The 12,034-nt window shown below is 65.0% G+C and carries 9 protein-coding genes; 1 reads left to right on the top strand and 8 read right to left on the bottom strand.

Annotated elements, in window-relative coordinates; all coding sequences use genetic code 11:
- Positions 1 to 326: 326 nt before the first annotated feature.
- From ispD to dnaE, 8 genes are all read right to left on the bottom strand, one after another.
- Entirely contained in the window at positions 327 to 1,037 is a 711-nt protein-coding gene (gene ispD, locus DNK34_RS25050; RefSeq protein ID WP_131177979.1) for a 2-C-methyl-D-erythritol 4-phosphate cytidylyltransferase, read from the bottom strand.
- Positions 1,034 to 1,312, bottom strand: a complete 279-nt coding sequence (gene ftsB / locus DNK34_RS25045) for a cell division protein FtsB (protein ID WP_131177986.1) — start codon at positions 1,310 to 1,312, stop codon at positions 1,034 to 1,036. Before ftsB ends, ispD begins: the two co-directional genes overlap by 4 nt.
- A gap of 238 nt (positions 1,313 to 1,550) precedes the next feature.
- The gene (gene eno, locus DNK34_RS25040; RefSeq protein WP_131177980.1) at positions 1,551 to 2,840 is read right to left on the bottom strand and encodes a phosphopyruvate hydratase; all 1,290 of its coding nucleotides are present in this window, start codon (positions 2,838 to 2,840) and stop codon (positions 1,551 to 1,553) included.
- 150 nt (positions 2,841 to 2,990) lie between these two features.
- A complete protein-coding gene (gene kdsA / locus DNK34_RS25035) occupies positions 2,991 to 3,836 on the bottom strand; it encodes a 3-deoxy-8-phosphooctulonate synthase (RefSeq protein ID WP_131177981.1) in 846 nt (281 codons plus the stop codon).
- 3 nt (positions 3,837 to 3,839) lie between these two features.
- Positions 3,840 to 5,471, bottom strand: a complete 1,632-nt coding sequence (locus DNK34_RS25030; protein WP_131177982.1) for a CTP synthase — start codon at positions 5,469 to 5,471, stop codon at positions 3,840 to 3,842.
- Between the two features lie 181 nt (positions 5,472 to 5,652).
- Positions 5,653 to 6,969, bottom strand: a complete 1,317-nt coding sequence (tilS, locus tag DNK34_RS25025; protein ID WP_131177983.1) for a tRNA lysidine(34) synthetase TilS — start codon at positions 6,967 to 6,969, stop codon at positions 5,653 to 5,655.
- Between the two features lie 130 nt (positions 6,970 to 7,099).
- Positions 7,100 to 8,050 (bottom strand): acetyl-CoA carboxylase carboxyltransferase subunit alpha, encoded by a 951-nt coding sequence (locus DNK34_RS25020; RefSeq protein WP_131177984.1) that lies wholly within the window; start codon positions 8,048 to 8,050, stop codon positions 7,100 to 7,102.
- A gap of 235 nt (positions 8,051 to 8,285) precedes the next feature.
- Positions 8,286 to 11,804 (bottom strand): DNA polymerase III subunit alpha, encoded by a 3,519-nt coding sequence (dnaE, locus tag DNK34_RS25015; RefSeq protein WP_131177985.1) that lies wholly within the window; start codon positions 11,802 to 11,804, stop codon positions 8,286 to 8,288.
- Here dnaE and DNK34_RS25625 point away from each other — a divergent pair.
- Positions 11,803 to 12,034: hypothetical protein (locus DNK34_RS25625; protein ID WP_207390763.1), on the top strand; the 232-nt coding region annotated here is incomplete at its 3' end. The two genes, dnaE and DNK34_RS25625, sit on opposite strands and share 2 nt — an antisense overlap.

The following is a 12,034-nucleotide window of genomic DNA, read 5'->3' as shown; positions in this document are numbered from 1 at the left end:
TAGTGGTAATGAGGCGGGGGGCCACTCTACAGGCGAGGTCACGCAAGGTGCCTCCAGGAGCGAACGGCCTCCCCGGTAACTGCTTCCGTCATGGTTGTTGACAGATAAGCTCAACATACAAGGAGCGCCGCCCTCGGCGCGAATCGATGGTGGCCTTGCCGCATTGCCGGTGGCGCCTGCACCATTCGCCCGCGAGCGGGCTCCTACATGGCCATTCCAATTGCGGCCGCGCCACAGCCCGTAGCCTGGGTTGAGCAACGCGATACCCAGGGCACATCACCCCGGGTGTCGCTACGCTCGACCCAGGCTACGTCAGCGCCACGCTTTCATTGCCGGCCGCGCCAGAGGCGTTCCAGATAATGCAGATCCTCCGGGCGGGTCACCTTGAGGTTGTCCGCCCGGCCTTCGACGAGGCGCGGCGACTGACCGGCCCACTCGATGGCCGAGGCTTCGTCGGTCACTGCAACATCCGAAACCAGAGCTTCGGCGAGCGCGCGGTGCAAGGCACCGAGACGGAACATCTGCGGCGTGTAGGCCTGCCAGATGACCGAGCGATCGATGGTTTCGCGCACACGTCCATCGCTGCCGACACGCTTGAGGGTGTCCCGAGCGGGAACGGCGAGCAGCCCTCCTACAGCGTCGTCAGCCAGCTCGGCCAACAGCAGGTCGAGATCGGCCTGTGCCAGATTGGGCCGTGCAGCGTCGTGCACCAGCACCCAATCCTGCTCACTGGCACCCAGCTCACCCAGACGCAGCAACGCATTGAGCACCGAGTCGGCACGCTCGGCACCGCCGCTGGCACGCTGAATACGCGGATCTCGGGCACAGGCCAGGGTCGGCCAGAACGGATCGTCCTCGGCAAGGCTGATCACCACGCCACGCAGGCACGGATGATCGAGGAAACAGTTGAGGGTGTGTTCGAGAATGCTCTTGCCGGCCAGTTGCAGGTACTGCTTGGGCCGGTCGGCGCGCATGCGGCTGCCGATACCGGCGGCCGGAATCACCGCCCAGAACGGCGGCAGATCGGGGACCTTCATTCGGCCAACTGGTAGAGGGTTTCGCCGTCCTTGACCATGCCCAGCTCGTGGCGGGCGCGCTCCTCGACGGTTTCCATGCCTTTCTTCAATTCCATGACCTCGGCTTCGAGGATACGGTTGCGTTCGAGCAGACGCTCGTTCTCCCCTTCCTGGTCGGCGATCTGCTGCTGCAGATCCGCCACCTGGGCCAGACTGCCCTCGCCCACCCACAGGCGATACTGCAGGCCACCCAGCAACAGGATCAGGACGAAGAACAGCCAGTAGGGACTACGCATGGTGGGCGAAGCATCCGGATAGGAAATGGTCGCGGCTGCGGACATCGATCGAAGCTCCCGTTTCCATGAATCCGCTCGAATAGGTGGCATGCCCGCACGCAGGTTCACGCGGCACGCCGTGAAGCCTAGCGCAAAAGTCCCGGGACAAGCGTATGCCGTCGCGCGGCGACGGCCCGCGGGGCAGCCGCCAGGAATGGCGGCCCGCCAAGGCCGCCGTGCGCAACGACGCGGTCATCAATCAGCCACGGAACTCGCTGCGGCCACGGTACGGCGCCTTGCCAGCCAGTTGCTCCTCGATACGCAGCAGCTGGTTGTACTTGGACACGCGATCGGAACGGCACAGCGAACCGGTCTTGATCTGGCCCGCGGCGGTGCCGACCGCCAGATCGGCGATGGTCGAGTCTTCGGTTTCGCCGCTGCGGTGGGAGATCACCGCGGTGTAACCGGCGGCCTTGGCCATCTGGATGGCTTCCAGGGTCTCGCTCAGGGTGCCGATCTGGTTGAACTTGATCAGGATCGAGTTACCGATGCCCTTGTCGATGCCTTCCTTGAGGATCTTGGTGTTGGTGACGAACAGGTCGTCGCCGACCAGTTGCACCTTGGCGCCGATCCTGTCGGTCAGGACTTTCCAGCCCGCCCAGTCGGACTCGTCCATACCGTCTTCGATGGAGATGATCGGGTAACGCTCGGCCAGACCGGCCAGGTAATCGGCGAAACCGGCGGCATCGAACACCTTGCCTTCACCGGCCAGGTCGTACTTGCCGTTCTCGAAGAATTCGCTGGAGGCGCAATCCAGCGCCAGGGTCACGTCGCTGCCCAGCGTGTAGCCGGCGTTGGCCACGGCCTCGGCGATGGCGCCCAGGGCATCCTCGTTGGACGCCAGGTTCGGCGCGAAACCGCCCTCGTCGCCCACCGAGGTGCTCAGGCCACGCGCCTTGAGCACGGCCTTGAGGTGATGGAAGATCTCGGTGCCCATGCGCAGGCCGTCGGCGAAGCTCGATGCGCCTACCGGCTGGACCATGAACTCCTGGATGTCGACGTTGTTGTCGGCGTGCTCGCCGCCGTTGATGATGTTCATCATCGGTACCGGCATGGAGTAGACACCCGGCGTGCCGTTGAGGTTGGCGATGTGGGCGTACAGCGGCAGATCCTGATCCTGGGCGGCGGCCTTGGCGGCGGCCAGGGACACGGCGAGGATGGCGTTGGCGCCCAGCTTGGCCTTGTTCTCGGTGCCGTCGAGATCGATCATGGCCTTGTCCAGCGCCTGCTGATCGACCGGGTCCTTGCCCAGCAGCAGGTCACGGATCGGGCCGTTGATATTGGCCACGGCCTTGAGTACGCCCTTGCCCAGGTAACGGCTCTTGTCGCCATCACGCAGTTCCAGCGCTTCGCGCGAACCGGTGGAGGCACCGGACGGCGCACAGGCGCTGCCGACGATGCCGTTGTCGAGGATCACGTCCGCTTCCACGGTGGGATTGCCACGGGAGTCGAGAACTTCACGACCCTTGATGTCGACGATCTTTGCCATTCTTGTTAGCACTCCAAAAGTTGACGAAAACGCACTGCTGCATGCGGCTGCCAGCATCGGGCACGAGCAACGGCAGGCCCGGCCGGCATGACGATCCGGCCTCGTGGCCGGACGCTGAAACCCGTGAAGCGGATACCGACCCGGCCGCCATCAGGCGGTCTCGATCGGCTCCTGACTCTTGATCAGTTCGTCCAGTTGCTTGAGCTGGGCGAGGAACGGTTCGAGCTTGTCCAGGCGCAGGGCACAGGGGCCGTCGCACTTGGCGCTGTCCGGATCCGGATGCGCCTCCAGGAACAGGCCGGCCAGCCCCTGGCTCATGCCGGCCTTGGCCAGTTCGGTGACCTGGGCACGACGTCCGCCGGCGGAATCCGCCCGGCCGCCCGGCATCTGCAGGGCGTGGGTGACATCGAAGAACACCGGATACTCGAAGGCCTTCATGATGCCGAAACCGAGCATGTCCACCACCAGGTTGTTGTAGCCGAACGAGGAGCCGCGCTCGCAGAGGATGAGCTGATCGTTCCCGGCTTCGACACACTTGGCGAGAATATGTTTCATTTCCTGCGGGGCGAGGAACTGGGCCTTCTTGATGTTGATCACCGCGGAGGTTTTGGCCATGGCCACCACCAGGTCGGTCTGCCGCGACAGGAAAGCCGGCAACTGGATGATGTCGCAGACCTCGGCCACCGGGGCGGCCTGGAAGGGCTCGTGAACGTCGGTGATCACCGGCACGCCGAAGGTCTTCTTCACCTCTTCGAAGATCTTCATGCCCTCTTCCAGGCCCGGGCCACGGAAGGAACTGACCGACGAACGGTTGGCCTTGTCGAAGCTGGCCTTGAACACGTAGGGAATACCGAGCTTTTCGGTGACCCTGACGTACGCTTCGCAGGCCTGCATGGCCAAGTCGCGGGACTCGAGCACGTTGATGCCGCCGAACAGCACGAACGGTTTGTCGTTGGCGATCTCGATGCTGCCGACGCGGATGATCTTCTGGGTCATGCCTCAGGCCTTCTTCGCTTTCTGCGCCAGAGCGGCGTTGACGAAGCCACTGAACAGCGGATGGCCATCGCGCGGGGTCGAGGTGAACTCGGGGTGGAACTGGCAAGCGACGAACCACGGGTGATCCGGGCTCTCCACCACTTCCACCAGGGCGCCGTCGCTGGAGCGACCGGTCACCTTGAGGCCCGCCTCGAGCAGTTGCGGCAACAGGTTATTGTTCACTTCATAGCGGTGGCGGTGACGCTCGACGATCACGTCCTTGCCATAGCACTGGTGCACCTGCGAGCCGGCCAGCAGCTGGCAGTCCTGAGCGCCCAGGCGCATGGTGCCGCCCAGGTCGGACGCTTCGGTACGCTGCTCGGTGGCGCCGGTCGCGTCCTGCCACTCGGTGATCAGGCCGACCACCGGATGTTTGCTGGCGATGTCGAATTCAGTGGAGTTGGCGTCCTGCCAGCCCAGCACGTTACGGGCGAATTCGATGACCGCGACCTGCATGCCGAGGCAGATGCCCAGGTACGGGATCTTGTTCTCGCGGGCGTATTGCACGGTCTTGATCTTGCCTTCCACGCCACGCAGGCCGAAACCGCCGGGCACCAGGATGGCGTCGACGCCCTCGAGCAGGCCGATGCCCTGGTTCTCGATGTCTTCGGAGTCGATGTAACGCAGGTTGACCTTGGTGCGGTTCTGGATGCCGGCATGACTCATCGCCTCGATCAGCGACTTGTAGGCGTCGAGCAGCTCCATGTACTTGCCGACCATGGCGATGTTGACTTCCTGTTCCGGATTCAGCTTGGCATCGACCACGCGGTCCCATTCCGACAGGTCGGCGCCGCCGCATTCCAGGCCGAAGCGCTCGACGACGAAGTCGTCCAGGCCCTGGGCGTGCAGCACCGAGGGAATCTTGTAGATGGTGTCGACGTCTTCCAGGGAAATCACCGCACGCTCTTCGACGTTGGTGAACAGGGCGATCTTGCGCCGCGAAGAGACGTCCACCGGGTGGTCGGAGCGGCAGATCAGCACGTCGGGCTGCAGGCCGATGGAACGCAGCTCCTTGACCGAATGCTGGGTCGGCTTGGTCTTGGTCTCGCCGGCGGTGGCGATGTACGGCACCAGGGTCAGGTGCATCAGCATGGCGCGCTTGGCGCCCACTTCCACACGCAGTTGGCGGATCGCCTCGAGGAACGGCTGCGACTCGATGTCGCCCACGGTGCCGCCGATCTCGACCATGGCCACGTCGGCATTGCCGGCGCCCTTGATGATGCGGCGCTTGATCTCGTCGGTGATGTGCGGAATGACCTGGATGGTCGCGCCCAGGTAGTCACCCCGGCGCTCCTTGCGCAGCACGTCTTCGTAGACGCGGCCGGTGGTGAAGTTGTTGTTCTGGGTCATGGTGGTACGAATGAAGCGCTCGTAGTGGCCCAGGTCGAGGTCGGTCTCGGCGCCGTCGTGGGTGACGAACACCTCGCCGTGCTGGAACGGGCTCATGGTGCCCGGGTCGACGTTGATGTAGGGATCCAGCTTGAGCATCGTGACCTTCAGGCCCCGCGCCTCCAGGATAGCCGCCAATGATGCCGAGGCGATGCCTTTCCCCAATGAAGAAACAACACCACCCGTGACGAAGATGAAGCGCGTCATGAAAAACCCTAGAAGTCTGCGTTTAAGCGGCCGGCGCCGCCGGGGAAAGCGAAGGAGAGCCTGGGCTCCCCAATTACGAACTGCGTAATTGGCAAGCGTTTCGCGGGTCGAATTTTCCAGAAGAAAACCAACCTGCAAAAGCTCGGATAAGACGGGAGCGTAGTCTACTGGAAACGGCTTTTCAGCTCAAACCTGGATCGCAGACCGGCGGCTGCCAGATCAGCCGCCAGGTTGCGGCGTCGTCAGCGTCCAGCCCCGGCAGATTGGCCAGGGCTCTCACCTCGCCATCGCACAGCAGGATCGGCAAGCGCCCGCGCACGAAGGCCGGCAACCGCCGCTCGTTGAGCAGGCGTTTGAGATCACGCTGGCCGCGCCCCGGCAATCGCATCGACGCCCCCGCCTGACGGTAGCCGAGCCGCCAGTCCCCGGCGGCAAGCTCGCCCTTGATGCGTGCCCGGCCGTTGCCCGGCAACGCCAGCCACTGCCCGCTGACCACCGGCAGGTCGATGGCCGGAGGCACCTGCAGCCAGTCGCCGCAGAGCCACCACAACCGTTCGTCGGCTCGGCAGAGAACACCCCGCTTCAACGGCCAGAGCGGCGCCGCATCGCCAGCCGCCTCGAGCAATGCCTGCCACCCCGCCCAATGCTCGCTATCGGGCATCGGCGTCAACGCCCGCAACCAGTGGCGCACGGCATTGCGCTGCCGGGGCGGGCTCAGGCGGCGCAACGGCGCCAGCGTCAGGCTCGCCAAACCCAACCAGGCATAGGTCTGGGGGGGTATCTGCGCCGCGGCCAGATCCTGCTGCGCCAGTTCGTCGAGCAGCAACGCCGCTTCGCGCTGATGATCCGCCGCACGGGCCAGGGTCTCGACAGCGGCCGGCCAGCGCTCGCCGATCAGTGGCAGCAGCCGGTGGCGCAGGTAGTTACGGGAAAAACGCAGATCGGCGTTTGAGGGATCCTCCACCCAGCGCAGGCCGTGGGCCTGGGCGTAGTCGCTCAGGGCCTGCCGCGGACAGTCCAGCAACGGGCGCAGCAGATGCCCCGCAGCGAGGGAGCGGCTCGGCGGCATCGCCGCCAGGCCCTGCACCCCGGCGCCCCGCAACAGGCGAAACAGCAGGGTTTCCGCCTGGTCGTCGCGGTGCTGGCCAAGCAACAGGACTTCGCCAGGCGCCAGCGCCGCGGCGAAGGCGTCATAACGGGCCTGCCGCGCCGCGCGTTCGAGGCTGGCGCCTTCGGCCACGCGCACGCGCCGCATGGTCAGGGGAACCCCGAGTTCGTCGCACAGGCGCTGGCAATGGTCCGCCCAGCCGTCGGCGGCGGCCTGCAGGCCGTGATGGATATGGATGGCGGAGAGCGGCGGCAACGCTTCGCGTCTGCTCAGTTGTACCAGCAGGTGCAGCAGTACACTGGAGTCCAGCCCGCCGGACAGCGCGACCCGCCAGGCCGGCGCGTCACGCCAGGGCGCCAGGCGGCTGAGCAGACGGGATTCGAGGGTCATAGGCTGGAAGCTGGAAGCTGGAAGCTGGAAGCTGGAAGCTGGAAGCTGGACAGCTTGCGGGACGAGCCCTCCAGCATCAAGCTTTTCTTCCCGCTTCAAGCTTATGTCTTCAAGCTGCTCTCAGCTGCTCTCAAGCTATGCCGTAGCTCATCAGACGCTCGTAACGGCGGGCCAGCAAGGCGTCGACATCGAGCGTCCTGAGTTCGCCCAGTTGCTCGGAGAGGGTCTGGCGGATCGATTCGGCCGCGGCGGCCGGATCGCGGTGGGCACCGCCCAGCGGTTCGCCGATGACCTTGTCGACGATGCCCAGGCCTTTCAGGCGCTCGGCGGTGATGCCCATGGCCTCGGCGGCCTCGGGCGCCTTCTCGGCGGTTTTCCACAGGATCGAGGCGCAGCCTTCCGGCGAGATCACCGCGTAGGTCGAGTACTGCAACATGTTCAGGTTGTCGCACACGCCGATGGCCAGTGCGCCGCCAGAACCGCCTTCGCCGATCACGGTGGCGATGATCGGCGTCTTCAGCCGCGCCATCACGCGCAGGTTCCAGGCGATGGCCTCGCTCTGGCCGCGCTCCTCGGCATCGATGCCCGGATAGGCGCCGGGCGTGTCGATGAAGGTCAGGATCGGCAGCCTGAAACGCTCGGCCATTTCCATCAGGCGGCAGGCCTTGCGGTAGCCTTCCGGACGCGGCATGCCGAAGTTGCGCCGCACCTTCTCGCGCACCTCACGGCCTTTCTGGTGACCGATGACCATCACCGGCTCGCCATTGAGCCGCGCCACGCCACCGACGATCGCGGCATCATCGGAGAAATGCCGGTCGCCGTGCAATTCGTCGAACTCGGTGAAGATGTGCTGGAGGTAGTCCAGGGTGTAAGGGCGGCGCGGGTGACGGGCGAGCTGAGCGATCTGCCAACTGGTCAGATTGCCGAAAATGCTCTCGGTCAGGGTGCTGCTCTTGTCCTGCAGGCGGGCGATTTCGTCGCCGATGTTCAGGGAGTTGTCGTTACCGACCAGGCGAAGCTCTTCGATCTTGGCTTGCAGGTCGGCGATCGGCTGTTCGAAATCGAGATAATTCGGGTTCATAGGCATCCGTCTTGCGTCGACGGCCACACGGCCGGGGAGCGAGTATCCATTTGGCGCCTACCTTATAGGAACAGGCGCATTCAGGTCGACACCTGCAGGGCACTTCAGGCGGCGAATGTGCATGTAAATGCCGCAATCGGCACTCGCATGGCCATCGGCCCGGGGAAACGGGGCCTGTCGCGCCAGGGGCGGTCTACGGTGTCGCAACCGTCACACGGGGCGGCAGCCCCATATTTCAGCGGTAGTGCAAAAAGACGTTGTCTCGCCCGAACTGGTCACGCAAAGCTTGAATCAAGCTGTCCGCCGGGTCGATCCGCCAGTCTTCGCCGAACTGCAGCAGGGCGCGCGCATCGTCACCGGTGTAGTCCAGGGTGATCGGGCAGGCGCCACGGTGACGGCGGCACAGCTCGCCGAGCCAGCGCAGGCGGTCGCCCTTGAGCGCCGCGGACGGCACCTTCAGGCGCAGGCTTTCCGCCAGCCCGGTGCGCGCCTCCTCCAGGCTCATCACCCGCTTGGCGCGCAGGCGCAGGCCACCGGAGAAGTCATCGCTGCTCACTTCGCCTTCCACCACCACCAGCGCATCGCTCTGCAGCAGCGCCTGGTTGCTGGCGAAGGCCTCGGCGAACAGCGAGGCCTCGATGCGCCCGGAACGATCGTCGAGGGTGATGAAGCCCATCTTGTCGCCCTTCTTGTTCTTCATCACCCGCAGGTTGATGATCAGCCCGGCGACGGTCTGGGTGTCGCGGGCCGGCCTGAGGTCGACGATGCGCTGGCGGGCGAAACGCCGCACCTCGCTTTCGTATTCGTCAATCGGGTGACCGGTCAGGTACAGGCCCAAAGTGTCCTTCTCGCCCTTGAGGCGCTCCTTGAGCGACAGGTCCTTGGCCCGCCGGTGGTTGGCATAGACATCCGCCTCGGCGCTGGCGAACACGCCGCCGAACAGGTCCATATGGCCGCTGTCATGGCTGCGCGCGGTCTGCTCGGCGGCCTGCACCGCCTCCTCCATCGCCGCCAGGAGCACCGCGCGGTTGCGGTCGATATTGGCCTTGTAGGCCTGGATCTCGTCGTGGAAGTACGGCCCCAGGCGATCCAGCGCACCGGAGCGCACCAGCGCCTCCAGGGTGCGCTTGTTGATGCGCTTGAGGTCGACCCGCGAGCAGAAATCGAACAGGTCCTTGAACGGACCGTCGCGACGCGATTCGACGATCGCCTCGACCGGCCCTTCGCCCACGCCCTTGACCGCGCCCAGGCCGTAGACGATGCGCCCGTCGTCGTTGACCGTGAACTTGAACTCCGAGGTGTTCACGTCCGGCGCGTCGAGGCGCAGCTTCATGCTGCGGCACTCCTCGATGAGGATCACCACCTTGTCGGTGTTGTGCATATCCGCCGACAGCACCGCGGCCATGAACGCCGCCGGGTGGTGCGCCTTGAGCCAGGCGGTCTGGTAGGAGACCAGGCCGTAGGCGGCGGAGTGCGACTTGTTGAAACCGTAGCCAGCGAATTTCTCCACCAGATCGAAGATGTTGCCCGCCAGATCGGCATCGATGCCGTTGTTCGTGCAACCCTCGATGAAACCGCCGCGCTGCTTGGCCATCTCCTCGGGCTTCTTCTTGCCCATGGCGCGGCGCAGCATGTCCGCGCCACCCAGGGTGTAGCCGGCCATGACCTGGGCGATCTGCATCACCTGTTCCTGGTACAGGATGATGCCGTAGGTGGGCTTGAGCACCGGCTCCAGGCCGGCGTACTGGTAATCCTTGTGCGGGTAGGAGATTTCCTCGCGACCGTGCTTGCGGTTGATGAAGTCGTCGACCATGCCCGACTGCAGCGGGCCGGGCCGGAACAGCGCCACCAGAGCGATGAGGTCTTCCAGGCAGTCCGGCTTGAGCTTCTTGATCAGCTCCTTCATGCCGCGCGACTCGAGCTGGAACACGGCCGTGGTCTCGGCCTTCTGCAGCATCTGGTAGGTCGGCTTGTCGTCCAGCGGGATGAAGTCGATGTTCAGCGGTTCCAGGCCCTGCTTGGCCTGCTCGCGGTTGATCGTCTCCATGGCCCATTTGATGATGGTCAGGGTGCGCAGGCCGAGGAAGTCGAACTTGACCAGGCCGGCCTGCTCGACGTCGTCCTTGTCGAACTGGGTCACCAGGCCGCCGCCCTCTTCGTCACAGGCGATGGGCGAGAAGTCGGTGAGCTTGGTCGGCGCGATGACCACACCGCCAGCGTGTTTGCCGGTACCGCGGCAGATGCCCTCGAGCTTGAGCGACATCTCCCAGATTTCCGCCGCCTCCTCGTCGACCTTGAGGAACTCGCGCAGCGGCTCCTCCATCTCGTAGGCCTTCTCCAGGGTCATGCCCACTTCGAAGGGAATCATCTTCGACAGGCGGTCGGCCAGGCCGTAGGACTTGCCCTGCACCCGCGCCACGTCACGCACCACCGCCTTGGCCGCCATGGTGCCGAAGGTGATGATCTGGCTCACTGCGTTGCGCCCGTACTTCTCGGCCACGTAATCGATGACCCGGTCACGGCCGTCCATGCAGAAGTCGACGTCGAAGTCGGGCATGGAGATCCGTTCCGGATTGAGGAAACGTTCGAACAGCAGGTCGTAGGCCAGCGGGTCGAGGTCGGTGATCTTCTGCACGTAGGCCACCAGCGAGCCGGCACCCGAACCACGGCCGGGGCCCACCGGCACGCCGTTGTTCTTCGCCCACTTGATGAAGTCCATCACGATCAGGAAGTAACCGGGGAAACCCATCTGGATGATGATGTCGAGCTCGAAGTTGAGGCGGTCGACATAGACCTGCTTCTTCGCTTCGTAGTCCGGCGTGTCCTTGGGCAGCAGCACCGCCAGGCGCTCTTCCAGGCCCTCGAAGGAGACATGCCGCAGGTACTCGTCGATGCCCATGCCGTTGGGCGTGGGGAAATCGGGGAGGAAGTACTTGCCCAGCTGCACTTCGATGTTGCAACGCTTGGCGATCTCGACGCTGTTCTCCAGCGCCTCGGGCAGGTCGCTGAACAGCTCGGCCATTTCCTCCGGCGACTTGAGGTACTGCTGGTCGGAATAGGTGCGCGGGCGCCGCGGATCGTCGAGGATGCGCCCCTCGCCGATGCACACCCGGGTTTCATGGGCCTCGAAGTCGCTCTGCTTGAGGAAGCGCACGTCGTTGGTCGCCACCAGTGGCGCGCCGACCTTGTCGGCCAGGGCCACGGCCGCGTGCACGTGCTCCTCGTCGTTGACCCGGTTGGTGCGCTGCAGCTCCAGGTAGAAGCGCTCGGGGAACACCGCCTGCCACTCCAGCAGCAGCGCCTCGGCCTTGGCCAGCTCACCGTCGAGCAGAGCATGGCCGACCTCCCCTTCCTTGGCGCCGGACAATGCGATCAGCCCTTCGCTGGCCGCCTTCACCCAGTCGCGCTGGATGATCACCTGGTCGTTGCGCTGGCCTTCGCTCCAGCCCCGCGACACCAGTTCGGTGAGGTTGCGGTAACCCTTGGGGTTCATCGCCAGCAGGGTCATGCGGCTCAGCGGACCGTCGTCCTCCTCGCTGGCCAACCAGATGTCGGCGCCACAGATCGGCTTGACCCCCGCGCCCATGGCCGCCTTGTAGAACTTCACCAGCGAGCACATGTTGTTCTGGTCGGTCACCGCCACGGCGGGCATGCCGGCGCCGGCCACGGCCTTGACCAGCGGTTTGACCCGAACCAGGCCATCGACCAGGGAGAACTCGGTATGCAGGCGCAGGTGGACGAAGGAAACAGACATGGAAGACCCGCTGGCGACAAAAAACGAAGCGCGAATTGTAGCAGCAAGCCGGGGGCGGAATGCGAGCGAACGGACCACGCGAGCCGGCATGCTCGAACGGCAATGGCTGGAGGCTGGAGGCTGGAGGCTGGAGGCTGGAGGCTGGAGGCTGGAGGCTGGAGGCTGGAGGCTGGAGGCTGGAGGCTGGAGGCTGGAGGCTGGAGGCTGGAGGCTGGAGGCTGGAGGCTGGA

The organism is Phytopseudomonas dryadis (assembly GCF_004327355.1).
Taxonomy (GTDB): domain Bacteria; phylum Pseudomonadota; class Gammaproteobacteria; order Pseudomonadales; family Pseudomonadaceae; genus Aquipseudomonas; species Aquipseudomonas dryadis.
Note: the sequence above shows the minus strand (reverse complement) of the source record. Positions and strands in the feature narration are given on the sequence as shown.

Excerpts from the sequence above, each read along its gene's own strand:
- DNK34_RS25030 (WP_131177982.1), bottom strand. The coding sequence starts at position 5,471 with ATGACGCGCTTCATCTTCGTCACGGGTGGTGTTGTTTCTTCATTGGGG.
- tilS (WP_131177983.1), bottom strand. The coding sequence starts at position 6,969 with ATGACCCTCGAATCCCGTCTGCTCAGCCGCCTGGCGCCCTGGCGTGAC.
- DNK34_RS25020 (WP_131177984.1), bottom strand. The coding sequence starts at position 8,050 with ATGAACCCGAATTATCTCGATTTCGAACAGCCGATCGCCGACCTGCAA.
- dnaE (WP_131177985.1), bottom strand. The coding sequence starts at position 11,804 with ATGTCTGTTTCCTTCGTCCACCTGCGCCTGCATACCGAGTTCTCCCTG.
- ftsB (WP_131177986.1), bottom strand. The coding sequence starts at position 1,312 with ATGCGTAGTCCCTACTGGCTGTTCTTCGTCCTGATCCTGTTGCTGGGT.
- ispD (WP_131177979.1), bottom strand. The coding sequence starts at position 1,037 with ATGAAGGTCCCCGATCTGCCGCCGTTCTGGGCGGTGATTCCGGCCGCC.
- kdsA (WP_131177981.1), bottom strand. The coding sequence starts at position 3,836 with ATGACCCAGAAGATCATCCGCGTCGGCAGCATCGAGATCGCCAACGAC.
- eno (WP_131177980.1), bottom strand. The coding sequence starts at position 2,840 with ATGGCAAAGATCGTCGACATCAAGGGTCGTGAAGTTCTCGACTCCCGT.